Source organism: Mycobacteroides salmoniphilum, assembly GCF_004924335.1.
Classification (GTDB): domain Bacteria; phylum Actinomycetota; class Actinomycetes; order Mycobacteriales; family Mycobacteriaceae; genus Mycobacterium; species Mycobacterium salmoniphilum.
On the sequence record NZ_CP024633.1, the window covers coordinates 2,914,181 to 2,939,215 of the forward strand.

26 protein-coding genes and 1 pseudogene are annotated in these 25,035 nt (G+C 64.8%); 8 read left to right on the forward strand and 19 right to left on the reverse strand.

What is annotated here, in order from left to right:
• Positions 1–19: 19 nt before the first annotated feature.
• The 6 genes from DSM43276_RS14480 to DSM43276_RS14505 all read right to left on the reverse strand — a co-directional run bounded on the left by DSM43276_RS14480 (position 20) and on the right by DSM43276_RS14505 (position 7,897).
• Entirely contained in the window at positions 20–1,045 is a 1,026-nt protein-coding gene (locus DSM43276_RS14480) for a hypothetical protein (protein ID WP_078330143.1), read from the reverse strand.
• On the reverse strand, positions 1,042–2,562 hold the full coding sequence (locus tag DSM43276_RS14485; RefSeq protein WP_078330203.1) for a flavin-containing monooxygenase: 1,521 nt from the start codon (positions 2,560–2,562) through the stop codon (positions 1,042–1,044). Before DSM43276_RS14485 ends, DSM43276_RS14480 begins: the two co-directional genes overlap by 4 nt.
• A gap of 132 nt (positions 2,563–2,694) precedes the next feature.
• Positions 2,695–3,516: an SDR family oxidoreductase gene (locus DSM43276_RS14490; protein WP_078330144.1), complete on the reverse strand. Its 822-nt coding sequence runs from the start codon at positions 3,514–3,516 to the stop codon at positions 2,695–2,697.
• A gap of 10 nt (positions 3,517–3,526) precedes the next feature.
• On the reverse strand, positions 3,527–4,303 hold the full coding sequence (locus DSM43276_RS14495) for a DUF2182 domain-containing protein (RefSeq protein WP_078330145.1): 777 nt from the start codon (positions 4,301–4,303) through the stop codon (positions 3,527–3,529).
• Positions 4,304–4,332: 29 nt separating this feature from the next.
• Positions 4,333–5,646 (reverse strand): M16 family metallopeptidase, encoded by a 1,314-nt coding sequence (locus tag DSM43276_RS14500; protein WP_169053060.1) that lies wholly within the window; start codon positions 5,644–5,646, stop codon positions 4,333–4,335.
• Complete coding sequence (locus DSM43276_RS14505) at positions 5,630–7,897, reverse strand: polyribonucleotide nucleotidyltransferase (RefSeq protein ID WP_078330146.1); 2,268 nt, start codon at positions 7,895–7,897, stop codon at positions 5,630–5,632. The genes DSM43276_RS14500 and DSM43276_RS14505 overlap by 17 nt, the downstream gene beginning before the upstream one ends.
• A gap of 58 nt (positions 7,898–7,955) precedes the next feature.
• Between DSM43276_RS14505 and DSM43276_RS24020 the strand changes: the two genes are divergently transcribed.
• Positions 7,956–8,135 (forward strand): hypothetical protein, encoded by a 180-nt coding sequence (locus tag DSM43276_RS24020; RefSeq protein ID WP_078326722.1) that lies wholly within the window; start codon positions 7,956–7,958, stop codon positions 8,133–8,135.
• Between the two features lie 48 nt (positions 8,136–8,183).
• Here the strand turns inward: DSM43276_RS24020 and lppU are convergent, their stop codons facing one another.
• From lppU to DSM43276_RS14525, 3 genes are all read right to left on the reverse strand, one after another.
• Entirely contained in the window at positions 8,184–8,690 is a 507-nt protein-coding gene (gene lppU, locus DSM43276_RS14515; RefSeq protein WP_078330205.1) for an LppU family putative lipoprotein, read from the reverse strand.
• Between the two features lie 17 nt (positions 8,691–8,707).
• On the reverse strand, positions 8,708–8,977 hold the full coding sequence (gene rpsO / locus DSM43276_RS14520) for a 30S ribosomal protein S15 (protein ID WP_078287840.1): 270 nt from the start codon (positions 8,975–8,977) through the stop codon (positions 8,708–8,710).
• A 93-nt stretch (positions 8,978–9,070) separates the two neighbouring features.
• Positions 9,071–10,033: a bifunctional riboflavin kinase/FAD synthetase gene (locus DSM43276_RS14525; RefSeq protein ID WP_078287642.1), complete on the reverse strand. Its 963-nt coding sequence runs from the start codon at positions 10,031–10,033 to the stop codon at positions 9,071–9,073.
• 77 nt (positions 10,034–10,110) lie between these two features.
• On the opposite strand from DSM43276_RS14525, the gene DSM43276_RS14530 reads away from it, so the two are divergent.
• Together DSM43276_RS14530 and DSM43276_RS14535 are read left to right on the forward strand one after the other, a co-directional pair.
• Positions 10,111–10,833, forward strand: coding sequence for a metal-dependent transcriptional regulator (locus DSM43276_RS14530; RefSeq protein WP_078326723.1), 723 nt, complete (start codon positions 10,111–10,113; stop codon positions 10,831–10,833).
• A gap of 1 nt (position 10,834) precedes the next feature.
• On the forward strand, positions 10,835–11,407 hold the full coding sequence (locus DSM43276_RS14535) for a DUF4262 domain-containing protein (RefSeq protein WP_078330147.1): 573 nt from the start codon (positions 10,835–10,837) through the stop codon (positions 11,405–11,407).
• A 3-nt stretch (positions 11,408–11,410) separates the two neighbouring features.
• On the opposite strand, the gene truB is transcribed toward DSM43276_RS14535, so the two are convergent.
• From truB to DSM43276_RS14555, 4 genes are read right to left on the reverse strand one after another with little or no spacing between them, the layout of a single operon-like run.
• Entirely contained in the window at positions 11,411–12,307 is an 897-nt protein-coding gene (gene truB / locus DSM43276_RS14540; RefSeq protein WP_078330148.1) for a tRNA pseudouridine(55) synthase TruB, read from the reverse strand.
• Positions 12,304–12,945: a 4'-phosphopantetheinyl transferase PptT gene (pptT, locus tag DSM43276_RS14545; RefSeq protein WP_078330206.1), complete on the reverse strand. Its 642-nt coding sequence runs from the start codon at positions 12,943–12,945 to the stop codon at positions 12,304–12,306. The genes truB and pptT overlap by 4 nt, the downstream gene beginning before the upstream one ends.
• A gap of 37 nt (positions 12,946–12,982) precedes the next feature.
• Positions 12,983–13,936, reverse strand: coding sequence for a metallophosphoesterase family protein (locus DSM43276_RS14550; protein WP_078330149.1), 954 nt, complete (start codon positions 13,934–13,936; stop codon positions 12,983–12,985).
• A 13-nt stretch (positions 13,937–13,949) separates the two neighbouring features.
• Positions 13,950–14,426, reverse strand: coding sequence for a carboxymuconolactone decarboxylase family protein (locus tag DSM43276_RS14555; RefSeq protein ID WP_078330150.1), 477 nt, complete (start codon positions 14,424–14,426; stop codon positions 13,950–13,952).
• Positions 14,427–14,578: 152 nt separating this feature from the next.
• Between DSM43276_RS14555 and DSM43276_RS14560 the strand changes: the two genes are divergently transcribed.
• Entirely contained in the window at positions 14,579–15,136 is a 558-nt protein-coding gene (locus tag DSM43276_RS14560) for a DUF3558 domain-containing protein (protein WP_412458676.1), read from the forward strand.
• An 11-nt stretch (positions 15,137–15,147) separates the two neighbouring features.
• Here DSM43276_RS14560 and DSM43276_RS14565 read toward each other — a convergent pair whose 3' ends face one another.
• Positions 15,148–15,417 (reverse strand): DUF2277 domain-containing protein, encoded by a 270-nt coding sequence (locus DSM43276_RS14565; protein WP_078330152.1) that lies wholly within the window; start codon positions 15,415–15,417, stop codon positions 15,148–15,150.
• Between the two features lie 81 nt (positions 15,418–15,498).
• On the opposite strand from DSM43276_RS14565, the gene DSM43276_RS14570 reads away from it, so the two are divergent.
• From DSM43276_RS14570 to DSM43276_RS14580, 3 genes are read left to right on the forward strand one after another with little or no spacing between them, the layout of a single operon-like run.
• Entirely contained in the window at positions 15,499–16,740 is a 1,242-nt protein-coding gene (locus tag DSM43276_RS14570; protein ID WP_109556147.1) for an acyl-CoA dehydrogenase family protein, read from the forward strand.
• On the forward strand, positions 16,737–17,849 hold the full coding sequence (locus DSM43276_RS14575) for an acyl-CoA dehydrogenase family protein (RefSeq protein WP_412458675.1): 1,113 nt from the start codon (positions 16,737–16,739) through the stop codon (positions 17,847–17,849). Before DSM43276_RS14570 ends, DSM43276_RS14575 begins: the two co-directional genes overlap by 4 nt.
• Positions 17,846–18,604, forward strand: a complete 759-nt coding sequence (locus DSM43276_RS14580) for an enoyl-CoA hydratase (protein WP_078330154.1) — start codon at positions 17,846–17,848, stop codon at positions 18,602–18,604. The genes DSM43276_RS14575 and DSM43276_RS14580 overlap by 4 nt, the downstream gene beginning before the upstream one ends.
• Positions 18,605–18,645: 41 nt before the next feature.
• On the opposite strand, the gene DSM43276_RS14585 is transcribed toward DSM43276_RS14580, so the two are convergent.
• Entirely contained in the window at positions 18,646–18,867 is a 222-nt protein-coding gene (locus DSM43276_RS14585) for a hypothetical protein (protein ID WP_078287627.1), read from the reverse strand.
• A 120-nt stretch (positions 18,868–18,987) separates the two neighbouring features.
• On the opposite strand from DSM43276_RS14585, the gene DSM43276_RS14590 reads away from it, so the two are divergent.
• Entirely contained in the window at positions 18,988–19,338 is a 351-nt protein-coding gene (locus tag DSM43276_RS14590) for a hypothetical protein (RefSeq protein WP_078330155.1), read from the forward strand.
• Here the strand turns inward: DSM43276_RS14590 and DSM43276_RS14595 are convergent, their stop codons facing one another.
• From DSM43276_RS14595 to infB, 4 genes and pseudogenes are all read right to left on the reverse strand, one after another.
• Positions 19,339–20,646: an MATE family efflux transporter gene (locus DSM43276_RS14595; protein WP_078330156.1), complete on the reverse strand. Its 1,308-nt coding sequence runs from the start codon at positions 20,644–20,646 to the stop codon at positions 19,339–19,341. It abuts the gene before it with no gap.
• 19 nt (positions 20,647–20,665) lie between these two features.
• Positions 20,666–21,662 (reverse strand): annotated as a pseudogene (locus DSM43276_RS14600) (DHH family phosphoesterase).
• On the reverse strand, positions 21,643–22,119 hold the full coding sequence (rbfA, locus tag DSM43276_RS14605; RefSeq protein ID WP_078330158.1) for a 30S ribosome-binding factor RbfA: 477 nt from the start codon (positions 22,117–22,119) through the stop codon (positions 21,643–21,645). The pseudogene DSM43276_RS14600 and the gene rbfA overlap by 20 nt, the downstream one beginning before the upstream one ends.
• A 1-nt stretch (position 22,120) precedes the next feature.
• Positions 22,121–24,901, reverse strand: coding sequence for a translation initiation factor IF-2 (gene infB, locus DSM43276_RS14610; protein ID WP_078330159.1), 2,781 nt, complete (start codon positions 24,899–24,901; stop codon positions 22,121–22,123).
• Between the last annotated feature and the right edge of the window lie 134 nt (positions 24,902–25,035).

Below are 25,035 nucleotides of genomic sequence, written 5' to 3' on the forward strand. Positions count from 1 at the left end.
GCTCGAAGGCCGGCACCACCTACACCGCGGTCTCGGCGGTGAGGTCGTTGGTCCACGTCGGCGTCTTGATCTTCTTGCGATACGGCACCTTGTCGTTGAACCTGTTCACCGCGCGCCCCACCTTGTGCAGCGGATGATCGAAGTCAGTGAAGTAGGTGCTGTTGACGATCGGGTACCTCAGCACCCGGAAGATCGGCAACCGGCTGGCATTGCTGCTCTTGCGGCCTCCTGATTCGGCATAACGATCGAACGCACGCTGAATCAGAATCGTGTCGATACCCATGTTCCGCATCGCATCACCCACCCGGGTCAGGAAGCCCGCGAACCGGATGACGTGAGGATTTGCCAACCCGACGGCACGGACAATAGTCACCGGCTTGAGCAGCGGCGCCACATCCTCCACCAGCATCCTGGAGAACTTGCGGGTACCCAGCATGTCCATGACCGCGAAACCGATTGCCAGGTGCCGTGATTCGTCGGAGTTGATCTTGGCGAACACCTCGTGGAACAGCGGATCCTCGACCTCGCCGGACAGGAACTTCAGCACGGCGCCATCGAGCCCCACCTCGAAGAACGGAATGACGGTGGCCATGTAGACGAACGGGAGACGCCGGTCGCCGAGGTTGTCGAACCCGCGTAGCGCCTGCAGCAGGGCCTTGATGTCCCCGGACTGCGGCGGAATTTCGCCCTCCTCCAACATGCCCCACCGGCGCATCAGTGCGATCTCGGCGTTGGCATGCCGCTGTTCCTCGGCGTGGAAATAGCTGTAGATCTCCCGCAGTGTGTCGTTCGGGGCAGTGATACCCAGTGTGCCCATCATGCGGCCGCCGATGTGCTCAATCCACACCAGATCCGACATGAACTGTTTGAGATCGTCAAACTGCTCGGGGTTGATGGTCTCGGCCCCTGGCTTGCCCCAGTCGAAGTCCGCCAGTGTCCACTGCCTGGCCTTGATCTTGACGAGGACATTCTCAAAGAACTCGTCGTTCTTCGAGATGTCCTTGGTGTTCTCTCTGGTCAGCTCGTCTGGCAGTACGGCGGTCATTGGGCTACCCCTAACTTCGCGGAATTGACGGAATCGAGTTCCTGCTGGGTGAGGATCTTGTAGTCGGCGGCATCGACATCGGCTAACGCACGCCGGAATTCACTTGTCGTGCCTGGGAAGAGCTCGCTGGCGACTGTTTCCGCAGTCTTGTACCAGCGGAACGCACCATCGCGCCAGGTGGTTCGATCGAATCGCCGAACGGCACGCGCCTGCTCACGTTCGAGAGACTCTCGACGCACCTCGATGGAGACAAACGCCAACGAGTCAACTAAAGCCAAAGAAGCCGCCACATACTCGATTTGCGCCTCAATATGCGATAGGCCCGCCAACGCGTTCGACCCGGAACCAGGGCCGGTGAGCAAGAACAGATTGGGGAATCCCGGCACGTTCACACCGCGGAAGGCCTTCGGCCGAGAGCCCCAATGCTCGTCGAGTGTGGAGCCGTCCGCCCCCTTGATGGCAAAGGGCGCTTCGATAAGCACCTCCGGGGCATCGAGCGCGAAGACCAGACAGTCGGCCTTGTGAGTCATGGCATCGGCCGACCGCACACCGATGGCGCTCACTCCCGTGACGGGCCACGGCACCAGCTTGCAATTGTCTTGCTGCACCGCAGAATAGAAGTCATCGGAGAAAAGGACCCGGCGGCTGCCCACACGGTAGGCCGGTAGCAGGTTACGACGCAGCCAGGGGTCCTTCACATTGCGGTTGAGGTGGTTCTCGGCCACCGCCTCGACAAACCGGGTGCCCACTCCGCGCCACACCAGACCGCGGCGCAGCGCGTCATGCGAGCGGCTAGCCAACCGTCCCGCAATGGATCCCGACGCACGGGAGAGCAGCCGTCCGACCATGCTCGACGATTCGGCACCCCAGCGTGGCAGCACCCAATCTGGGGTGCGCTGAAACACCCGCACGCGCGCTGCCGTCTTGACCAGTTCGGGCACCACGTGCACCGCGCTGGCCCCCGCGGCGATCACCGCGACATTACGGCCGGTGAAATCGAAGTCCGGATCCCAGTCCGCGGTGCTCAGGATCGGTCCATCGAACTGCTCGATACCGTCGAGTTCCGGTGGCAACGGCGATGTTCCGGCACCAACCGCCAGGACGACTCGTCGCGCGTAGATCGACTTCTTACCCGCCACCGTGATCCGCCAGGTGGCCTTCGCGGGTTCGAAGGCAAGCGCCGTCACGCGATGCCGCAGTCGCAGCACCGGCTCGAGATCATGTCGCTCGATGAGATCGCGGTGATACGTCAGGACGCCGTCACGGGTGGCCCACACCGAACGGGAAGACGTGTTGGGCGAAAACGCATACGACTGCTGGACGGCCAACTCGTCGCCAGTCACGGGAGCAAATGTGCTGCGTCGCCAGTAACCGCCAACCTCGGGACCTTGTTCGAGAATCAGCAGGCTTTCCACCCGGGCCTGGCGCAATCTGGCGGCCATGCCCAGCCCCGCCATGCCGGCTCCGATGACGACAACGTCAACGGGGTTATTGACTGCCATGTGTGCGGATACCACCCTCATCTTCGTTGACGAATTGCCGATTTACGTCAACGCTAGCAGGCCGAGGGCCTGACACGACAAGAGCCGAGTTAGTCACACCCCTTGCAAATATGTGATCTGCATCACAGACTGTATTTCGCGCCTGGGCTACTGGGGCTTGAGCTGTTCTTCAAGTAGACGCTGGTAGCGGCGCATACCGGCGATCCACCGGCCGTAGTCGGCGCCCTTCTGCCGGTACATGTCGAGCACCTGCGGGTGCGGCAGAACCAGGAACGTGCCCTCGCGGATCGCGTCGAGTGTCATCGCCGCAACGGCCGCCGGCTCGAGCACCTCGCCTGCGGCAGTGATCGACGTTCCCGCCACTTGCACGTCGGGGTCATCGGAATCGGTGAGGCCGTCCAGCAGCGCGGTCTTGACCCCCATCGGGCACAGACAGCTCACCCCGATCCCCTTGTCGCCATAGGTAATCGACAACCATTCCGCGAATCCGAGGGCCGCGTGTTTGGTCACCGAATAGGCGGGCGAACCGATCTGCGTCAGCAGGCCGGCCGCCGATGCGACCGACAGAAAGTATCCGCGCCCGCGTTCCAGCCAACCCGGAACCAATGCGGTAGCGGCCCTGATGTGCGCGCGCAGGTTTACGTCGATGGTGAGGTCCCACGCGGCTTCCCCGATATCCAGACCGAGCCCACCGGCGATGCCGGCGTTGGCGGCGTAAAGATCGACAGGGCCGAATTCCTTCTCGGCCAGGGCAATGAGGTTCTCGATATCGGCGACAGAACTCGCATCGGCCTGCTGCCCGAGGATGGTCGATGGGTCTGATGCCGCTGCGGCGGTACGCAGGGCGGCGTCTCCGTCGATATCGGAGGCGACGACCTTTGCGCCCGCATTCGCCAGACCCCAAGCGAGCGCTTGCCCGATTCCCGAACCGGCTCCGGTGACAATGGCGACGCTGCCGTTGATATCCATGCCCGAAACCCTATGGGACGGTCACGAAAATCCCGACCGCGGCAGCCGTGACGACAAAAAGGACCGCAAGAACCCGTGCTGTTCGGCGGGGATACCGAGTGAATCGCTCCCACGTGACGGCAACCGTCAACGGCACCATCCAGAGGAGGTGCGCAGAGGGCGCCACGGCCATCGTCAGCATCATGGCCCAACAGGATCGGATACACGCCCACCCACTGACGGCACCGAAGCGTATGAGGCCCTTGGCCGCCGGCCATCCGCCCGACGGCAGCGGGATCGACTGGTGACACTCACCGAGCGCCCGACATTTCCAGGGGGTGAGCTGCCAGGTTGCTGCCAGCAGGAGCACACCCGCGAACATCCACCAACGGTTGACGTTGGCGGCCATGGGCAGCGCGAGGGTGATGAGGAGGCCAACCGCCGTCCACAGCGCAAGCCACACCGCGGCATAGAGCACCAGCGCGCGCCCACGGCCCCGTGGGGTGTTCTGCTCGACGTACTGGACCGCGGGCAAAGTAGCCGGCCCCATCATCGCGATGGTCATGACAATCCAGGAGAAGATCGCGATCCATAGCACCGGCTGATGTACCACCGGCGTGTCCATCGGCGCCATGTTCGCATGGTCCATGCCGTGCATATGCTCGGTAGCGGGGGCTTTCGTATGGCTAGCCGCATGTTGCGGGAGGAACGCGAAACCCAACCACGACAACAGAATTATCGCGGTCGCGATCCCCGTGTATTTGCCAGCCGCCAGTTCCTTGACGCGCTGGATCGCGTTGGCGACCATCAGCTAGAGAGTATCTTGCCGACGGTCACCTAGCGCGCGGATTCAATCATCGCTCGCAGTGCGCGCGGCAACGTTCGCTTGGATCGGTACGGACCCACGACCGCCGCCCCGGCGGGACTGCTGAGCAACTGGCGCGCGATGCCATTGACTTCGTCTGTCGTCACGGCGGCAATTTTGTCCAGAGTCGCAGAAATCGTGCGGTGCTTGCCGTTGTTCAGCTCACTGCGGCCCATTCTGTTCATACGGGATGCTGAATCCTCAAGCCCCAGAACAAGTCCACCGGCCAAGGCGCCCTTGGCCCGGTCGATCTCCACCGCGGTGAACCCGCCCTCGACCACCGACGCCAGCACCTGCGAGGTCACCTTAGCCACCTCGTCGAACCGCTCCGGCGAGCAGCCCGCGTACACCGACAACGCACCGGTGTCGGAGAAGGTATCCACCGTCGAGTAGACCGCATAGACCAATCCACGCTGCTCGCGAATCTCTTGGAACAAGCGGGAACTGAGACCACCGCCCAGTGCGCTGTTAAGCACCGACAGCGCCCAGCGATATTGCCAGCCACGTCCCGGGGTGCGCACACCCAGCGAGAGATGTACCTGTTCACCGTCGCGCGGTACCAATTCCAGTCCCGGCTTGGCCGTGACGCGACCACTCCCCTTGCGTGGCGCCACCGTCGTCACCGATGAGTCCAGATGCGACTTGAAGTACTTGCGCGCCAACCGCACTACGCGATCGTGCTGAACGTTCCCGGCCACGGCCAGCACCATGCGCTCGGGCCGGTACCTCCGTACGTGAAACGATTGCAGCTGCGCCCGCGTCATCGTCGATATCGATTCCGAGCTGCCGAGCACACTGCGCCCTATCGGATGGTCACCGAAAAGGGCTCCGAGGAAAGCCTCCCCCAGCAGGTCCTCAGGGTCGTCGTCGCGCATCGCGATTTCTTCGAGCACGACGTCGCGTTCGACCTCGACGTCCTCACTGGCGCATCGCCCGCGCAGCACCACGTCGGCGACCAGATCGATCGCCAGCTCCAGATCGGAGTCCAGCACATGCGCGTAGTAACACGTCTGTTCGCGTGCGGTGAAAGCGTTCAGCTCACCGCCGACGGCGTCAATCGACTGTGCGATATCGGCCGCCGACCGTGTGGGCGTGGACTTGAACAGCAGGTGTTCGAGGAAGTGCGCCGCACCAGCGACGCTGCGCCCCTCATCGCGGGACCCGACGTCGACCCATACCCCGACGGACGCCGAGCGCACCGAGGGCATCGCCTCGGTGACCACTCGGAGACCACCAGGAAGGACCGTGCGGCGTACCGCGTTGGGAACGCTACTCGGCGACGGCATCTGCCGGCTTGGCCTCGGCCGCACCGTTATTGTCGGCGGAAGCGTCCGCGGCGTCATCATCGCCGACCGGAACCAGCGAGATCTTGCCGCGGTTGTCGATATCGGCGATCTCGACCTGAATCTTGTCGCCGACCTTGACCACGTCCTCAACCTTGGCGATCCGCTTGCCCTTACCGAGCTTGCTGATGTGCACCAGCCCGTCGCGGCCCGGCAATAAGGAAACGAAAGCTCCAAAGTCAGTGGTCTTCACCACCGTTCCGAGGAAGCGCTCACCGATCTTGGGCAGCTGCGGGTTGGCGATCGCGTTGATCATGTCGATCGCGGCCTGCGCCGCCTCGCCGTTGGAGGCGCCCACGAACACGGTGCCATCATCCTCAATGGAGATGCTGGCACCCGTCTGCTCGGTGATCGAGTTGATCATCTTGCCCTTGGGCCCGATCACCTCACCGATCTTGTCGACCGGCACCTTGATCGTCGTGATGCGCGGTGCGAACGGGCTCATCTCGTCGGGAGCGTCGATGGCCTCGGCCATCACCTCGAGAATGGTGGCGCGGGCATCCTTGGCCTGCGACAGCGCGGCGGCCAGCACCTGCGACGGGATGCCGTCGAGCTTGGTGTCCAGCTGCAGAGCCGTGACGAAGTCCTTGGTACCGGCGACCTTGAAATCCATGTCGCCGAAGGCATCCTCGGCGCCCAGGATGTCGGTGAGCGCAACAAAGCGGCGCTCGGTGGTGCCGTCGGCGAGCTCGATGTCATCGGACACCAGGCCCATGGCGATACCGGCGACGGGAGCCTTCAGCGGCACACCGGCATTCAGCAGTGACAGGGTCGAGGCGCAGACCGAACCCATCGAGGTGGATCCGTTGGAGCTCAACGCCTCCGACACCTGGCGGATGGCGTACGGGAACTCCTCGACGCTCGGCAGCACCGGCATGAGCGCACGCTCGGCGAGGGCTCCGTGCCCGATCTCGCGACGCTTCGGCGAGCCGACGCGTCCGGTTTCACCGGTGGAGAACGGCGGGAAGTTGTAGTGATGCATGTAGCGCTTCGAGGTCTCCGGCCCCAGCGAGTCGATCTGCTGGGCCATCTTGACCATGTCAAGGGTGGTGACGCCCATGATCTGGGTCTCGCCACGCTCGAACAGCGCGCTGCCGTGCGCCCGCGGGATCACGGCGACCTCGGCCGACAAGGCGCGGATATCGGTGACACCGCGGCCGTCGATGCGGAACTGGTCCTTCAAGATGCGCTGACGCACGAGCTTCTTGGTGAGCGAACGGAATGCCGCGCCGATCTCCTTCTCGCGGCCGTCGAAGCCCTCCTGCAGACGACCGAGAACCTCGACCTTGACCTCGTCGGTCTTCGCGTCGCGCTCGGCCTTGCCCGCGATGGACAGGGCCTGCGACAGCGGCTCGGTGGCCACTGCCGCGACGGCGGCGAAAGCGTCGTCCTGGTAGTCGGGGAACAAGGGGTACTCGCCGACGGGCTTGGCGGCCTTCTCGGCGAGTTCCTGTTGCGCAGTGCACAGTGCGGCGATGAACGGCTTGGCGGCCTCAAGGCCCTCGGCGACCACGCTCTCGGTCGGCGCGCCGGCGCCACCGTCGATGAGCGCGATGACGTTGTCGGTGGCCTCGGCCTCGACCATCATGATGGCGACGTCGTCAGCCGTCTTACGGCCGGCGACCACCATGTCGAAGACGGCCGTCTCCAGCTGTTCGACAGTCGGGAACGCGACCCACTGGCCGTCGATCAGGGCCACCCGGACACCGCCGACGGGGCCGGTGAACGGCAGCCCGGCGATCTGGGTGGACGCCGATGCGGCGTTGATCGCCAGTACGTCGTACAGATCGGCAGGGTTCAGGCTCAGCACCGTCACCACGACCTGGATTTCGTTGCGCAGCCCGCTGACGAAGGTCGGGCGCAGCGGCCGGTCGATAAGACGACAGGTCAAGATGGCGTCGGTGGAGGGACGTCCCTCGCGACGGAAGAACGAGCCGGGGATGCGACCCGCGGCGTACATGCGCTCCTCGACGTCAATGGTCAGCGGGAAGAAGTCGAAATGGTCCTTGGGGCTCTTGCTGGCGGTCGTGGCCGACAGCAGCATGGTCTCGTCATCCAGGTACGCGACGACGGAGCCGGCGGCCTGCTGGGCCAGCCGCCCGGTCTCAAACCGGATGGTGCGGGTGCCGAAGGTCCCGTTGTCGATGGTCGCGGTGGACTCGAAGACGCCTTCTTCAATTTCTGTTGCAGACATGGGTTCTGGAATACCTCTCATACGTTCTCAGTTGGCAGCACGTGGCTGTATTGGGCATATGTGCCATCACGCGGTCAGCGCGCGGACGTACCAGCGCGAAGTGGACCCGGAAGGTGATCGGCCACGGCCGTTCGATCGAAGCGGCCGGGGATCGATGATCCGCATGCGCGAAGAGCGCAAGCGCCGAACCCGGCAGCCACTACCGAAGACCGCCCGTTACCCGGCGGGACCAGCATGACAACGCACACACCCTATCACCTGCGGCGTTTGCGGCCATGCACCTTGATCAGGGCAGTTCCTCCACACACACGGTGAAGTTGCGGTCGACATAGGGGTAGCCAAGTCCGGTGATGCAATCGTCGGCTGTCGAGACTTCCTGCAGAACTTGGGTGACGCGTTTCTTGTTCTGAGCCTTGCCGTCATTGCAGTCCACACGCACGGGGTCACCGTCCCACTTGTCCGGGACACTCATGCAGCTGCCGACCACCCAGTCGATGTCCAGACACAGAGCCTGGCTCGTGCGACCGAAGCTGCGCTTGGCGTAGTAGGAGGAGTCGGCATCGCGTGGACAGTCCGCATCCGTCGCGGTCTTGGCGAAGACCTTGAAATTGGACTTGGGACTGCCGCACGGCTCCTTGATCATCTTGGCGTGCTGATCGGAACCGCTGAGGTTGACGCAGTCACCGACGGCCAGGCCATCGGTGGCGGCCGATATCGAACATGCCGACAACACGGCCGCACCGACAGCGACAAGAGCGATGGATATCGCACCTGAGATTCCAGAGCGACCCAGTCGAGGGGAAGCCAAAGTCAGCGGCGCAGGCCCAGGCGCTCGATCAGCGAGCGGTAGCGCGCGACGTCGACCTTTGCGATGTACTTGAGCAGGCGGCGACGACGGCCGACCAGCAGCAGCAGACCACGACGGCTGTGGTGGTCATGCTTGTGAGTCTTGAGGTGCTCGGTCAGGTCGACGATGCGCTTGGTCAGCATCGCGACCTGGGCCTCGGGAGAACCGGTGTCGGTCTCGTGCACCCCGTACTGGGTGAGAATTTCTTTCTTCTGCTCGGTAGTCAATGCCACGGCAAGCTTCTCCATCACTGGGGTTCGCGTCGAATGTTTCTGGTGGGCCACCGCGAACTGCAGCTCACACCGGTGTTGAAGTGTACCGGCGAGCTAGCCTCGCGCCAAAATCGTGCGGGCCTTCTGGGCATCGCGCCCCATCTCGTCCACGAGTTCATCCACCGAAGCGAACTTCTCCATGCTGCGCACCCGTGCCACGAAATCGACGGCCACATGCTGGCCGTACAGGTCTGCCGCAGTGTCCATGATGAACGCCTCGACGGTGCGGGCCTTACCGGAGAACGTCGGGTTGCTGCCCACCGAGACCGCCGCCTGATAGCGCTCACCGGGGACAACGGTACCCATGGTGGGACCATGCCCTAACAGCGTGAACCAGGCCGCGTACACGCCGTCGGCGGGAATGGCGGCGAACATCGGCGGCGCCACATTGGCGGTCGGAAACCCCAGTTCCCGGCCGCGCCCGTCGCCGCGGACCACGACGCCTTCGACCCGGTGGGGACGGCCGAGGGCTTCGGTGGCCGCCACCATGTCGCCCGCGTCGACACAGGACCGGATGTATGTCGAGGAGAACGTGACCGCGTGTTCGGTCACGAGAGAGACGGCGTCGATCTTGAAGCCGAATCGCTCGCCCGCCTTCTTGAGCATGTGGACGTTACCGGCGGCCTTCTTGCCGAAGGTGAAGTTCTCCCCGACCACCACCTCGGCCACGTGCAGACGCTCGACCAGCAGCTCGTGCACGTATCGCTCGGGTGAGAGCTTCATGAATTCGGGAGTGAAGGGCACCACGAGGAAGACGTCGACACCCAGTTCCTCTGCCAGCTCAGCGCGCCGGGTCAAGGTCGTGAGCTGGGCCGGATGGGTCCCGGGAAACACCACTTCCATCGGGTGTGGGTCGAACGTCATGAGGACGCTCTTGAGGTTGAGCTCGCGTGCGGCTTTCACCGCGCGCCCGATGAGTTCCGCGTGGCCTCGGTGTACGCCATCGAATACGCCGATAGTCAGGACGCACCGACCCCAGTCGGACGGAATTTCATCTTGCCCGCGCCAGCGTTGCACGGCCTAAAGCCTACTTCGGAAGATGCGGGAAGGCCGACTTGGCTTTCGGCCGTCGCTGCCTGGTTAGGCTGAGCAGCGTGAGCCCCACTCGATCCGACCGGCCCGCCGGATCCACCGATATCGACCTGACGACGGTGGCCCAGGACTACCTCAAGGTGATTTGGACCGCCCAGGAGTGGTCACACGAGAAGGTGAGCACCAAGATGCTCGCCGAACGCATGGGCGTGTCGGCAAGCACAGCATCCGAATCGATCCGCAAGCTGGCCGACCAAGGTCTGGTGGATCACGAGAAGTACGGCGCCGTGACCTTGACAAGCCAGGGCCGCAAGGCGGCGGTACTCATGGTGCGCCGGCACCGGCTGCTGGAGACGTATCTGGTCAACGAGCTCGGCTACGGCTGGGACGAGGTGCACGACGAGGCCGAGGTGCTCGAGCACGCGGTCTCGGATCTGCTGCTGACCAAGATCGACGCGAAGCTCGGTCACCCCACGCGCGATCCCCATGGAGACCCGATTCCCGGCCCTGACGGGCAGGTGCCCACTCCCCCGGCCCGCCAGCTGTCGGACTGCGCCAACGGCGATACCGGCGTGGTGGCCCGGATCTCCGATTCAGATCCGGAAATGCTGCGCTACTTCGACACCGTCGGCGTGGCACTGGATGCCCGTGTGACGGTCGACGAGCGGCGAGACTTCGCCGGAACCATCTCGGTGTCCATTGATAGCGACAGATCGGGCAGCGGGGAGAAAAAGCTAGAGCTGGGGAACCCCGCAGCGCAATCAATTTGGGTCGTACTCGACTGAAATGACCGACCACGTCGCGTGTGAGTGCCTGCTGTGCATCGACTACGGCGACCGCCATGACTACAACGACAGTGATCGCGACATCATCGGCAGTGTCACCGAATACGGTTGGAGCGCACTGGGAATCGGACCCACATCGTCGGAGGAAGGTCCGCCGTTCGCCTACACCGTAGGGCTGTGGCACACCATGCGCCTGCCCGAGTTGGCGATCTACGGAGTCAACGACATCACGATGATGCAGCGCGCCCTCAATGCGGTTGCCAAACAGGCGCAGGAAGGTCGGGTGCTGCAGGTCGGCGAGACGTTCGAGGATGTCCTCGCGCTACCTGCTGTGGAGGACTACCAGGTCAAGCTCTCCCCCATCGATCCGAGTTGGTATCACAACGAATTCGGGTTCGGACTGTGGTTCAACCGGACCAACCATGTGCGGTACCTGCAGGTCCTCTGGCCCGATGGCGAGGGTCGCTTCCCGGGGAACCCCGAGCTCGATCCGCATTTTGCCGACCGGCAGCCGCTGATGTGGATGCCCAGGGATTTGCACCCGCCGAGCCGCTGGGTCCGTCCGATCGACTGACCGCTACAGATTCGCCGGGCGTAGAACCACAACCGATGTGGTGCGAGAACCCTTGTCCGCCAACAGTGCAATGACCCGATTGTCGGAATCCACCGCGGCGTAGGTGCCCCCGATACCGGCGGCCGACAACGGCCGCCCATTACGCACCGAGTCGACCTCTGCCGCATCCAGATCGCGCCGGCGGAATCCCTCTCGGCACGCGGTGTCCAGGTCCAGGGTCAACGTCGCGTCCTCGGCCAGCTCCTCGAGTGTGCGCGCGCGCTCCAACGTGAAATCGCCAACCCTGGTACGGCGCAATGCCGTCAGATGCCCACCCACGCCCAGCGTGGCGCCCACATCACGGGCCAGCGCCCGGATGTACGTCCCCGACGAGCAATCGACTTTCACGTCCACATCGACATGCCCATCGCCCGGCCGGCGCACCGCCAGCACGTCGAACCTCGAGATGGTCACCGGCCGAGCTGCCAGCTCAACCGACTGCCCCTCCCGAGCCAGCTTGTAGGCACGCTGTCCGTCGACCTTGATCGCGCTCACCGAGGACGGCACCTGTTCGATATCCCCACGCAGCGGGGCCACGGCCGCCTCAATATCTTGATCGGTCACGTGGGATGCCGAAACCGTGTGCAAAACCTCACCTTCGGCGTCATCGGTGCTGGTGCTCTGCCCGAGACGGATGGTGGCCGCGTACGACTTGGTCGTCAGCGTCAGCAGTCCCATGATCTTGGTGGCACGTTCGATGCCGATCACCAGCACCCCGGTGGCCATCGGGTCGAGAGTGCCGGCATGCCCCACCTTGCGGGTGGAAAACAGCCTCCGGCAACGCGATACCACGTCGTGGCTCGTCATCCCGGCGGGCTTGTCCACGATCACAAGGCCCGCACGGCCCAAGGGATCGGTCACGGCACCACGATCGCGGTCAAGATCAGGCCCTTGTCGATGATCCAGCGCCCGTCGAACACCGACAGCACGCTGCCGTCATTGGCCTTGCCGTCTATCAGGATTCGCGATGTGAAAGTCCCGTCCGGATCGAGCGTGATGTGGGCGTCCTCAAAGCCCAGCCAGCGAGTTGTCAGCGGGAACCACGCCTTGTACGTCGTCTCTTTGGCGCAGAACAGCAATCGGTCCCAGTGCGTACCGCCGGGTAGCGCCGCGAGTTCATCACGCTCGACCGGCAGGGTGATCGACTTGAGTACACCGTTGGGCAGTACGTCGTGCGGTTCGGCGTCGATCCCCACCGAACGGACCTCCCCCGCGCGTCCCACGACCGCGCCGCGGAATCCCTCCGTGTGTGTCATGCTGCCCACCACGCCATCAGGCCACAGCGGCTGCCCCTTGTCCCCCTTGAGGATCGGGACTTCGGGCACGCCAAGAACGGAGAGGGCCTGCCGCGCGCAGTGCCGCACGGTGATGAATTCATTGCGCCGCTTGGCCACCGATTTAGCGATCAGCGGTTCCTCTTCGGGCAGCGGCGCCAGCCCGGGCGGATCCTCATACAGTTCGGCCGAGGGCAGCACATCGGGAACTACCGAGGCGATCAACTGGTCAGTGTTATCGCCTCTTCGCGCGAGACGCTCATCAGTCACCGGCACGCTCCTTGGCAAGCCGTTCACGGAATCGCTTGGCCGTCACCCTCATCTGTTCGGTGATCTCGAAGTGACCGCCGAACTCGTTGAGATAGCCGTCCGGATAGTGCGGGACCGGAAGGATCTGCCGAAGCCATGAATACGGTTTGCGCTGTGCCCATTCCCGCGGATAGCCAACCGAGACCTCCTCAAAGCGCACCTCGTCATACCAGGTGGTCCGTGGGATGTGCAGATGGCCATACACCGAGCACACCGCGTTGTAGCGGGTGTGCCAGTCGGCGGTCTCGGTGGTACCGCACCACAGCGAGAATTCGGGATAGAACAACGCATCACAGGGCTCCCGCACCAGCGGGAAATGGTTCACCAGAATCGTGGGCGTCATCCAGTCCAGGTCCTCCAGCCGCTTCTTGGTGTACCGCAACCGATCCCGGCACCAGGCATCACGTGTCGCGAAAGGTTCACTGGAGAGCAGGAACTCGTCGGTTGCCACCACACTGCGGTCGCGGGCAATCTTCAGACCCTCGGCCTTGGTATTGGCCCCCTCTGGCAGAAAGGTGTAGTCGTACAACACGAACATCGGCACGATGGTCGCTGGACCACCTTGTTCTATCCACACCGGATAGGGATGCTCGGGCGTGACGATGCCCATCTCATCGCACATGTTGACCAGATAGTCGTAGCGGGACTGCCCGAAGATCTGCATGGGATCGCGCGCCGTTGTCCATAACTCATGGTTCCCCGGCACCCAGATCACCTTGGCGAACCTGCGCCGCAACAAATCCAGCGCCGCCCGGATCTCATCAGTGCGTTCGGCCACATCACCGGCGACGATCAACCAGTCCTCGGGCGAGGCCGGATGAAGTTCTTCGAGAACGGACTTGTTGGCCGACTGCCCGACATGCAGGTCGCTGATAGCCCAGAGCCTGGGCTCCCGTTCCTGCGTCATCCGGCCAATGTACCTACAGGTTTATCTTGCAACTCTGTCCCACGTCGAGAACCCGGAGCGCACGTCCGCTTCCCACCCAGAACGCGCAGGACAGTGCCAGGTCGGTCAACAGCCCGTCATCGAACTGCGAGCGCGCCCGTTCCCAGAACTCGTCGTCCTCACGCAACCCCACGTGATCAGTGGCAAAGCGGTGCGCGAACTCGGCGGCAGTCCGCTCGGCCTCGCTGTACCGCGGCGAGGTGCGCCACTGGTCGGCGTCCGCATAAAAGTCGCCATCCAACTCCCCGCTCTGCACAAAGCGGGTGTTCTGACAGACGGAGCATTCATTCGCGAAGGCCACGGTCATACGTGCGAGCTCTCGCACCCCGATCGGAAGCCGGCTGCGGTTGTACACAGCGTCCGAAAATCCGGCAAAGCCGGGCGTCATCTCGGGCGAACCCATCAGCCAGCCGGCCACATCATCGTCCGCGTAATTCCCAATTCGTGCCATGGCGTCACGATACTCCGAGACTAGAACGTGTTCTAGTGTTTTCGGTGTTCCGTATGAGACAGCGAAGCACGCGGCTAGACTTCGGCGCACCGCGGCCGATCAGATTGAGGTGGATTCGCATGGCCCGAAGGGCTGGACTGGTCATAGTGCTGATGGCGCTGACGCTGAGCGGTCTTGTTGTCTGGCGCACCGCCCCAGCCGAACACTCGACCAGCGCACCGGTTCAGCTGCGTTTCTCCACGGCGCCCATGACAGGGGCCACCACCACGATCAAGTGGCCGGTCGTCCCGGTCACAGATCCTCGGCCTTTCGATCCCTGCTACGACATTCCCGGTTCGGTCATCGCCGCGGCGGGTCTCGATCAGACCCCGCCCGCTCCCGAAGAGGGCCTGCGCTGCCGGTACGACTCACGCAACAACTACCAGTTGGCCGTCGAGGCGGTCGTGTGGCGCACCTATGAAGACTCGCTACCGGCCGACGGCGTGGAAACGACCATCCAGGGTCATCGCGCGGCCGAGTACAACATCATGAAACCGACAGACTGGAACAACCAGTGGTGGGTGTCTTGCATGATCACCTTCAAGACGAGTTACGGCGTGGTCCAGCAGTCGCTGTACTACGCATCCCAGAAGTACTCCCCCGACGGCCCCGGCTGTCTCGTGGAGAACCGCCGGGTCGCAAACATTCTCGCGCCCGCCTACAAGTTCTGAGACCTGGCGCGTTAGCCGCGTGCCGCGATGCGGGCCTGCACCTCGGGACGCCGCAGCGGGGGCACCGACTTGGGTGGCTGCCGACGCGGCGGCAATGACTCCAGCAGACGCATCGTCGTGGCCGTCACCTCCGCCACCGCGTGCTCAAACGCTTCCCGGTTGGCATCGGACGTCTTCTGAATCCCGCTGATCTTGCGGATGTATTGCCGCGCCGCCGCCTCGATCTCCTGGTCGGTCGCGGCAGGCTCCAGCCCACGTAGTTCGGTGATGTTCCTGCACATACCTACGACAGTAGGAAGACATTCCGGAAGACGCCATGCCCCACCCACCGGTTAGTTTGCATGCGCGTGTATACGTAAGTCATGCCAGTGACGTCATCGGAGCCGTCTAGCGCGGGATCCAACGCTCTTCACGCGAGCGGTTCCTCGCCACGCGACCGGCTCGCCGCCGCCGCACACGAGGTTCTGTCCACACACCCCCCTGCCTCCACCCCGGTCACCGAACTGCTCGGCGCCGTCTACGACGCCGGCCTGGCCTGGGTCCACTTCCCGATTGGCCTCGGCGGTCTCAACGCACCACCCGCACTGCAGGCCGTCTCCGACACCATCCTGCGCGCAGCCGGCATGCCAGATCCGTTGTTTATCAACGTGATCGGGTACGGCATGGCGGCTCCCACGGTGCTCGCACACGGACAACCCGAACTGACCCAGCGGATTCTGCGCCCGCTGTTCACCGGCGAGGAACTCTGGTGTCAGCTGTTCAGTGAGCCCGGAGCCGGTTCCGATCTCGCGGGTCTGGCCACCCGCGCGGTGCGTGACGGCGACGACTGGATCATCAACGGCCAGAAGGTATGGACCTCGGGCGCCCATCAGGCGCGCTGGGCGCTGCTGGTGGCGCGAAGCAATACCGAGGTGCCCAAGCATCGCGGCCTGACCTACTTCGTGGTCGATATGACCGATCCCGGCGTCGAGGTCCGTCCACTGCGCCAGATGACCGGTGACGCCGAGTTCAACGAGGTGTACCTCACCGATGTCCGCATCCCGGACGCGCAGCGCCTGGGCAATGAAGGCGATGGCTGGCGCGTCTCGATGACGACGCTGATGAACGAGCGCAGCGCGCTGGGCGGGGCGTTCGACCACGGCCGTGGCGGCGGATCGATCGGCAGCGCTCTGAATCTCTGGAAACAGCGACCTGACCTGCATACCCCCGAGCTACGGGCCAAGCTGACAAATCTGTTCGTGCGCTCGGAGGGAAATCGTTACGGCACACAGATGCGCATCGCCGCCCAGGGCGATGCACCCATGGGGCCGGAGGGGTCGATCGGCAAGCTGATGGGCGCCGAGCTCAACCAGCAGATCTACGACTTCTGCGTCGAACTGCTGGGCATTGAGGCGACCCTGTACGCCTCCTACGACATGCGGCGCGTCGTCGAGGATGACCGGCGTGCCGACACCATGTGGGCGTTCCTACGATCCAAGGCCAACACCATCGAGGGCGGCACCTCCGACGTGATGCGCAACATCATCGGAGAACGCGTTCTCGGACTGCCCGGCGATATCCGGGTTGATACCGACAAAGCATGGAAGGACGTGCCCCGCGGATGAGTGAATTCGAGTTCACCGAAGAGCACGGCGACCTGCGCTCGCTCGTACGTAGTTGGTGCGAACGCGTCTGGACACTCGAGCATGTGCGCCAGATCGCCGATGCCGGCACCGTCGACCTGGACGCCTGGCGGACCCTAGCCTCCGAGCTGGGTGTGGTGGGGCTGAGCCTGCCCGAAGAACATGGCGGTGGCGGCCTGGGCGTGATCGAATTGTCCATTGTGGCAGAGGAACTGGGACGCACACTGGCGTGTCTACCGTGGATATCGAGCGCGGCACTGGGCGCTGCCGCGCTGACGGCCAGCGGCGACACCGAAGCCCTTGCCGCATGGGTACCCGCGCTGGCCGGCGGTGACACGACGATCACGCTGGCCGGTGGCCGCACCCGGTTGGCCGACGCCATCACCGTGTCGGCCGAATCCGACACCGACGGATGGAAGCTCACCGGGGACACCGAGCACGTTCCGGACGGCGCCACCGCCGACGTGATTCTGGTGCTCGCCGATAGCGACTCGGGTCCAACCCTTTTCGCGGTCGACGGGAACGCGCCGGGGGTCGACCGGCACGCGCTGGCCACTCTCGATCTGACCCGGTGCCAGGCCAACATCCACTTCGACTCCGCTCCCGCGCGCGTCATCGGCGCGCAGGGTCAAGGCGCGGATATCGTGGCCAAGGCACTCGATGTCGCCGCCACCGTATTAGCGGCCGAACAAGCCGGTATCGCCGCCCACATGCTGGATCTGACAACCGAATACGCCAAGTCCCGAATTCAGTTCGGGCGGATCATCGGGTCGTTCCAGGCCGTCAAACACCGCCTCGCCGATATGGCCGCAGCGACCGGGAACGTGCGTGGCGCCGCCTATCACGCGGCCTGGTCGCATGACGACCCGAGCCTGGACGATCCCGCGCTGGCCAGCAGCATCGCCCAGCAGGTGGCATCGGCCGGTGCGGTAGAGGTAACCGCCAAGGCCATCCAGAGCCACGGCGGCATCGGATTTACCTGGGAACACCCGGCCCACCTGTACTACAAGCGGGCCGTTAGTAATTCGGCACTCTTCGGAGGCCGTGCCGTCCACGCCGAACGTATCGCCAAGGAGGTTATCGACGCATGACCGAACAGATTCTCTTGACGCAGACCGAAGACCGGATCTGCACCATCACGCTGAACCGGCCGCAGTCCCGCAACGCGCTGAGCAAGGCCCTCGGTGAGGAGATCGTCAAGGCCGTCACCGCGGCCGACGCAGACGCCGACGTTGACGTGATGATCCTGACCGCCGCCGACCCGGTGTTCTGCGCGGGTGTCGACCTCAAGGAGCTGGGCAGCGGTGACCGTGCCGACACCCTTGACCCGTGGTGGCCAGAGCTGTCCAAGCCCGTCATCGGCGCCATCAACGGCGCGGCCGTCACCGGTGGTCTGGAGCTGGCGCTGGCCTGCGACATCTTGATCGCCTCGGAGAAGGCACGTTTCGCCGATACCCATGCACGTGTTGGCATCCTGCCCACCTGGGGGCTGACCACCCTGCTGCCGCTCTCGGTGGGACGCGGCCTGGCGCGGCGTATGAGCCTCACCGGCGACTACCTGTCAGCCGACGACGCGCTACGCGCCGGCCTGGTCACCGAGGTGGTTGCCCATGAGGAGCTGCTGCCGGCGGCCAAGCGGCTCGCGGCGACCATCGCCGGGAACAACCAGCCCGCAGTGCGCGAACTCCTGGCCTCCTACCGCCGCATCGAGTCCGAGCTCGTCGGCAATGGTCTACAGGTCGCCCTCGACGACGCCCATCGGTGGATCGAGCAGAACTCCATCGCCGAGGGTGTTGAGGCGCGGCGCGCGGCCATCATGGAGCGCGGACGCACCCAGAACGCCTAACGGTCCATCCGGTAATGAGCGATCCGGCGGCTCATCAACCTCTACATCAGGTGCGGCGTCTCCTTGTGGACCTTGTGGTCGTGATGCACCGTGCCGCCCACCACCGCGAATCCGAGCCCCGCGGTGACCAGTAACGTGATGGCCGCGACCATTCCCCAGCCGTGATGACCGGAGGCCAACGCCGCCAGCCCCAACGCGGTGATCGTGACCGACACCAGTCCAAGGAAGTAGCCGGTCCACACGGCAAATCGATCAAGGTTCATTTCGAAACACCTCCTCATCCAGCGTTTCCCAGAATACTCCGTAAGTGATCTGGATCACATAGCCAAGCGCTGGCAAACCCCCGATATCATCGAGCGAGCTACACGATCAGGGGGAGGAACATGTCATATCCACAGCAATACCCGGTCACCACGCCCCGGTACTTTCAAGTACGGCTGACCAAGCACACCGGGATGCTCATCATGTTCAGCACCCGGTCGTACACGATCACCGGGACACGTGAGCAGTGCGAGGCCGCCTATCGCGACGCGCAGACGCACAATCTAGCCGCCGGGTGGTGGAGCTTCCTGTCCATCCTCGTCATGAACTGGGTCGCAATCTTCGGAAATATGGGACAGATCAGGCAGATTCGGCGTTTGGCAGCGCAGCCCCCGACATACCAGGGCTACCCGCCGGCCGGATACCCGCAGCCGCAGTATCCGCAGTATCCGCAGTACCCCCCGGTGCACTGATCACGAGCCGGTTCCCGGCACCGCCCAACGACCCGACGCTGTGCGCCATCCGACCAACAGCAACCGCAGCACCAGGAAAAGGGTGAGCCCGGACCAGATTCCGGCGAGCCCCCACCCGAAGACCAACGACAACCACACCAGCGGCAGGAACCCGCACAGCGCGCTGATCATGGTGGCGTTGCGCATGAACCGGGCGTCGGCGGCGCCCAGCAGCACCCCATCCAGCGCGAACACGAGACCCGAAATCGGCAACTGGCACACCAGGAACCACCATGGCACGTGCATTTGATGCAACACCGTGGCATCGGAAGTGAACAGCCCCGGCACTACCGGAGCACCGAGGGCAAGAAGGGCCGCCAGCACCACCGCGAAGCCCAGCGAGAACGCCGTCACTCTCCACGCCACCGACTTGGCCTCCGGTACCCGGCCCGCGCCCAGCGCGCCACCGACGAGGGTTTGCGCCGCAATGGCAAGCGAATCAAGAACCAGCGCAAGAAAACTCCACATCTGCAGGACCACCTGATGCGCTGCCAGCGCTGCCGCCCCACACCGTGCGGCCACCGCCGCGGCACTGATGAAGCAGGCCTGGAACGCCAGACTGCGCACCAGCAGATCGCGCGCCAGCACCAGCTGTGCGCGCAGCACCGGAGGATCCATCCCGATCCGAACACGCTCGGCGTACAGGGCGCGCAAGAAGAGGATCGCGGCAAGCCACTGCCCCACCAGATTGGCGACGGCAGACCCCGCCACTCCCATCCGGGGCGCCCCGAGTAATCCGTAAATCAGCACCGGGCACAGCACTGCCGAAACCGCAAAGCCGACAATCACATACCGCAACGGCCTGACCGTGTTCTGCACTCCCCGCATCCACCCGTTACCGGCGAGCGAGACCAGGATTGCGGGCGCCGCGAAGATGGCGATACGCACCCACGTCAGGCCCTGAGCTGCCACATCGGGTGCCGCAGCGATGGCTCGGACCACCGGTGCGGCCACCATATTCACAATGAGCACCAGGGCGGCCCCGATAAGGAGCGCCAACCAGGTCGCCTGCACGCCCTCATGGACCGCACCCGGGCGATTACCGGAGCCGAACAATCGTGCCGCGCGGGCGGTGGTGCCGTACGAGAGGAACGTCAACTGCGTCGCGACGAGCGAAAGCACCAGTCCCCCGACGGCCAAACCCGCCAAAGACACCGCGCCCAGGCGCCCCACCATGGCGATATCGAAAAGCAAATACAGCGGCTCGGCCGCCAACACGCCCAGCGCGGGCACGGCCAAAGCGATGATTCGGCGGGCCAGCCCAGACATCCCGGCCGTGCCGGTGGCGTCAGTCAAGGGCGCGAACCAGCGCCGCCACCACCTCGTCGACCGGGCCGGTCGCCGAGAACCCGGCGGCCAGCCGATGTCCACCGCCACCAAAGGTGCCCGCTACCGCGGACAGGTCCACCGCGGAACGGGCCCGCATCGATATCGACCAATGCTCGGGCTCGATCTCCTTGAACACCACCGCGACCTCAGCCTCGGTGGTGGTGCGGACGATATCGACGATCGACTCGACTTCCTCGGTGCGCGCGCAGGACCACACATCATGGGTGACAACGGCATACACGAGTCCCGCACCGCCGACGGCATCGGGAATCAGCTGCGCGGTGCCCAGCACGCGCGACAAGATCGGCAGCCAGACGAATGGGTGTGAATCCATGAAGGTACGGGTGATGTTCACACCATCAGCGCCCAAGTCCAACAGCCGGGCCGCCAGCCGGTGCCCCTGCGCGGTGGCCCAGCGGAACGACCCGCTGTCGGTGACCAGACCGGCGTACAAACAGTGCGCCATCTCGGGGGTGATGTTCACCCCCCCAGGCGTCGAGCAACCGAGCCACCATCATCGTCGTCGAATCAGCTTCGATATCAACGTAATTCGCCGTACCAAAGAGCTCATTGGACACGTGGTGGTCGATCACCAGCACCGGTGCCGGTCCCTCAACCAGTTCGCCCAGTTGACCAAGCCGCCGCACGCTCGGGCTGTCGACCGTGACCACCAGATCCGGGTCTCTGCGCAGCTCGTGCGGCGGGACCAACAGTTCTGCACCCGGCAGGGTTCCCACTGACTCCGGAGGCGCCGCCGGCGCCCCGAAACTCACCTGGACGTCAACGCCCTTGGCTACCAACACCTGCCCGAGCGTCAACCCGCTACCCACAGTGTCGGCGTCGGGATGCACATGACAGATGATCACTACCCTCCTGGCCTTGGCCAGGAGCGCCACAGCGCCCTCTACGTCTACGCGTGCCCCCACGGCACCCGCCTCAATCGGGACGGCGCTCATCGTCCTCGTCGGGTGCGGGCTCCTCTGCCGGGGACGCCTTATAGGGATCGGCGTCACCGGCATGCACGGCTCCCTGCCGGACATCGGCGAGCGCGGCATCGGCCACACGCGTCCGGTCCAGCAGTTCCTCCATATGCCGCGCGGTATCGGCGATGGTGTCGAGCACGAAGGTCAAGGTGGGCGTGAACCTCACCCCTGTCCCGGCACCCACTTTGGTTCGGAGCACACCCTTTGCCTTTTCTAGCGCGGCCGCCGCGCCGGGATAATCCGGCTCGTCGGACAGAGTCTGCCCCATCACGGTGTAGTACACGGTCGCATCGTGCAGATCGTTGGTCACCCGAGTATCGGTGACCGTGACCATCGTCAGCCTCGGGTCTTTGATCTCGTACTCGATCGCCGAGGCGACGATGGCCCCGATCCGCTTCGCCAGTCGCCGCGCGCGAGCCGGATCGGCCACCTTAGACCCGTTCCTTCTCGCGGAGTTCGTACGCCTCGATGACGTCGCCCTCCTTGATGTCGTTGTAGGTCAGCGTCAGACCGCACTCGTAACCATCGCGAACCTCAGTGACGTCATCCTTCTCCCGCTTGAGCGATGAGATGGTGACCGTCTCGGCGACCACGATGTTGTCGCGCAGCAGGCGGGCCTTGGCGTTGCGCCGGAGGATGCCCGAGGTGACCAGGCAGCCGGCGATGTTGCCGACCTTGGACGACCGGAACAATGCCCGGATCTCGGCGCGGCCCAGCTCGACCTCTTCGTAGACCGGCTTGAGCATGCCCTTGAGCGCACTCTCGATCTCGTCGATGGCCTGGTAGATCACCGAGTAGTACCGAATGTCGACGCCCTCGCGGTTGGCCAGCTCGGTCGCCTTGCCCTCGGCCCGCACATTGAAGCCGATGATGATGGCGTCCGAGGCCGAGGCCAAGTTGACGTTGGTTTCGGTGACACCACCGACACCGCGGTCAATGACCCGCAGCTGCACCTCGTCGTCGATCGCGATACCGAGCAGCGCCTCTTCCAAGGCTTCGACCGTACCGGCGTTGTCGCCCTTGAGGATCAGGTTCAGCTGGCTGGTTTCCTTCAGTGCGGCATCCAGGTCGTCCAGGCTGATCCGCTTGCGGCTACGGGCGGCCAGCGCATTGCGCTTGCGCGCACTGCGACGATCGGCGATCTGCCGGGCAATCCGGTCCTCGTCGACGACAAGCAGGTTGTCACCCGCACCGGGCACCGAGGTGAATCCGATGACCTGGACCGGACGCGATGGCAGCGCCTCCTCGACGTCCTCGCCGTGCTCGTCCACCATCCGACGCACGCGGCCGTACGCATCTCCGGCGACGATCGAGTCGCCGACCCGCAGCGTTCCGCGCTGGATGAGCACCGTGGCCACGGGACCGCGACCGCGGTCCAGATGCGCCTCGATCGCCACACCCTGGGCCTCCATATCGGGGTTGGCACGCAGATCCAGTGCCGCGTCCGCGGTCAACAGGACTGCCTCCAGCAGGGCGTCGATATTGGTGCCCTGCTTGGCCGAGATGTCGACGAACATGGTGTCGCCACCGAAGTCCTCGGCAACCAGGTTGTACTCGGTGAGCTGCGCCCGGATCTTGCCCGGGTCGGCACCTTCCTTGTCGATCTTGTTGACCGCGACCACGATCGGCACGTCGGCCGCCTGGGCGTGGTTGATGGCTTCCACCGTCTGCGGCATGACGCCGTCATCGGCGGCAACCACCAGGATCGCGATATCGGTGGCCTTGGCACCACGCGCACGCATGGCGGTGAACGCCTCGTGACCCGGGGTGTCGATGAAGGTGACGAGCCGCTCGTTGCCGTCCAGCTGGGTCAAGACCTGGTAGGCACCGATGTGCTGGGTGATGCCACCGGCCTCGCCCTCGCGGACGTTGGCCTGCCGGATGGTGTCCAGCAGTCGGGTCTTGCCGTGGTCGACGTGACCCATGACGGTGACAACCGGCGGTCGGATCTCCAGATCCTCTTCACCGCCCTCATCCTCGCCGTAGGTGAGGTCGAAGGACTGCAGCAGCTCGCGGTCCTCGTCCTCGGGGCTCACGACCTGGACGACGTAGTTCATCTCGCCGCCCAGTAGCTCCAGGGTCTCGTCGCCTACCGACTGCGTGGCAGTCACCATCTCGCCGAGGTTGAACAGCGCCTGTACCAGCGAAGCCGGGTTGGCGTCGATCTTCTCCGCGAAATCGCTCAGCGAAGCACCACGCGCGAGCCGGATGACCTCTCCGTTGCCGTGCGGCAACCGCACACCACCGACGACGGGCGCCTGCATGTTCTCGTACTCGGCGCGTTTTGCCCGCTTCGACTTGCGACCACGCTTGGGCGCACCACCGGGACGTCCGAAGGCACCGGCCGCACCACCGCGCTGACCGGGACGGCCACCACCGCCGCCACCGCCGGGGCGACCACGGAAGCCACCGGCGCCAGCGGCGCCGGGAGGACCACCAGCGGGAGCACCGCTACCCGCACCGCCGCCGCGGTAGTTACCGCCGCCGCCACCACCGGGACCACCCGGGCGACCACCACCGGGACCACCGGGACGGCCACCACCGGGACCACCTGGGCGACCACCACCGGGACGCGGCGGGCGGGGGCCCATGGATCCGGGCGACGGGCGCGGGGGCATGTTGCTCGGGGAGGCTCCACCGGGACGAGGAGCTCCGGGACGCGGCGCCTGAGGACGCGGCGCAACAGGACGTTCGACCGGCTGCGCCGAGGAGAACGGGTTGTTGCCGACGCGCGGCACCCGGGGAGCTCCAGGCTTGGGACCCGGCGTCGCACCCGGACGGGGTGACGGCGCGGGTGCTGCCGGTGCTGCAGCGGACGCATCCGCCGCGGGCGACGCCGCAGCGCTCGGCGTGGGAGCGGCCGGTGCGACGGGCGCAGCGGCTGCAGGCGTGGACACAACCGGAGGTTCCGGCGCAGGGGGGGCCTCGACAACCGGCTCAGCGACCTTCTTCGGTGCCGGCTTGGGGGCGCCGGGCTTGGGACCGGCCTTCTTCGGGGCTGCCGCTGTCTCGGCGGGTGCGCCATTGGATCCGGCGGCAGCGGGCTTATCGCCACCACCGAATGCCTCACGAAGACGCCGCGCGACGGGGGCTTCCACCGTCGAAGATGCGGACTTAACGAATTCGCCCTGATCGCTCAGTCGGGCGAGAACTTCTTTACTGGTCACACCGAGTTCTTTAGCTAACTCGTGTACCCGGGCCTTGCCTGCCACTGCTCTCCTGTCTGCGAGGCAGCGGCTTCAGGCGCCGTGCCTCGTGTTAGCTGTGATGGACGATCATCATCGACGCTTCACGGTGTGCTCATTGTTTGTCGTTGCCAATCTCTTGGTATTGCTCAACAAGTTCG

What these genes read in the sequence shown, in the direction of transcription:
- DSM43276_RS14575 (WP_412458675.1), top strand. Translation starts at nt 16,737, where the DNA reads ATGAGTGAATTCGAGTTCACCGAAGAGCACGGCGACCTGCGCTCGCTC.
- DSM43276_RS14570 (WP_109556147.1), top strand. Translation starts at nt 15,499, where the DNA reads ATGCCAGTGACGTCATCGGAGCCGTCTAGCGCGGGATCCAACGCTCTT.
- DSM43276_RS14480 (WP_078330143.1), bottom strand. Translation starts at nt 1,045, where the DNA reads ATGACCGCCGTACTGCCAGACGAGCTGACCAGAGAGAACACCAAGGAC.
- DSM43276_RS14560 (WP_412458676.1), top strand. Translation starts at nt 14,579, where the DNA reads ATGGCGCTGACGCTGAGCGGTCTTGTTGTCTGGCGCACCGCCCCAGCC.
- DSM43276_RS14550 (WP_078330149.1), bottom strand. Translation starts at nt 13,936, where the DNA reads ATGACGCAGGAACGGGAGCCCAGGCTCTGGGCTATCAGCGACCTGCAT.
- DSM43276_RS14580 (WP_078330154.1), top strand. Translation starts at nt 17,846, where the DNA reads ATGACCGAACAGATTCTCTTGACGCAGACCGAAGACCGGATCTGCACC.
- DSM43276_RS14490 (WP_078330144.1), bottom strand. Translation starts at nt 3,516, where the DNA reads ATGGATATCAACGGCAGCGTCGCCATTGTCACCGGAGCCGGTTCGGGA.
- DSM43276_RS14500 (WP_169053060.1), bottom strand. Translation starts at nt 5,646, where the DNA reads ATGCCGTCGCCGAGTAGCGTTCCCAACGCGGTACGCCGCACGGTCCTT.
- DSM43276_RS14505 (WP_078330146.1), bottom strand. Translation starts at nt 7,897, where the DNA reads ATGTCTGCAACAGAAATTGAAGAAGGCGTCTTCGAGTCCACCGCGACC.
- DSM43276_RS24020 (WP_078326722.1), top strand. Translation starts at nt 7,956, where the DNA reads ATGTGCCATCACGCGGTCAGCGCGCGGACGTACCAGCGCGAAGTGGAC.
- DSM43276_RS14585 (WP_078287627.1), bottom strand. Translation starts at nt 18,867, where the DNA reads ATGAACCTTGATCGATTTGCCGTGTGGACCGGCTACTTCCTTGGACTG.
- DSM43276_RS14565 (WP_078330152.1), bottom strand. Translation starts at nt 15,417, where the DNA reads ATGTGCAGGAACATCACCGAACTACGTGGGCTGGAGCCTGCCGCGACC.
- DSM43276_RS14595 (WP_078330156.1), bottom strand. Translation starts at nt 20,646, where the DNA reads ATGTCTGGGCTGGCCCGCCGAATCATCGCTTTGGCCGTGCCCGCGCTG.
- DSM43276_RS14495 (WP_078330145.1), bottom strand. Translation starts at nt 4,303, where the DNA reads ATGGTCGCCAACGCGATCCAGCGCGTCAAGGAACTGGCGGCTGGCAAA.
- DSM43276_RS14535 (WP_078330147.1), top strand. Translation starts at nt 10,835, where the DNA reads ATGACCGACCACGTCGCGTGTGAGTGCCTGCTGTGCATCGACTACGGC.
- DSM43276_RS14590 (WP_078330155.1), top strand. Translation starts at nt 18,988, where the DNA reads ATGTCATATCCACAGCAATACCCGGTCACCACGCCCCGGTACTTTCAA.
- DSM43276_RS14555 (WP_078330150.1), bottom strand. Translation starts at nt 14,426, where the DNA reads ATGGCACGAATTGGGAATTACGCGGACGATGATGTGGCCGGCTGGCTG.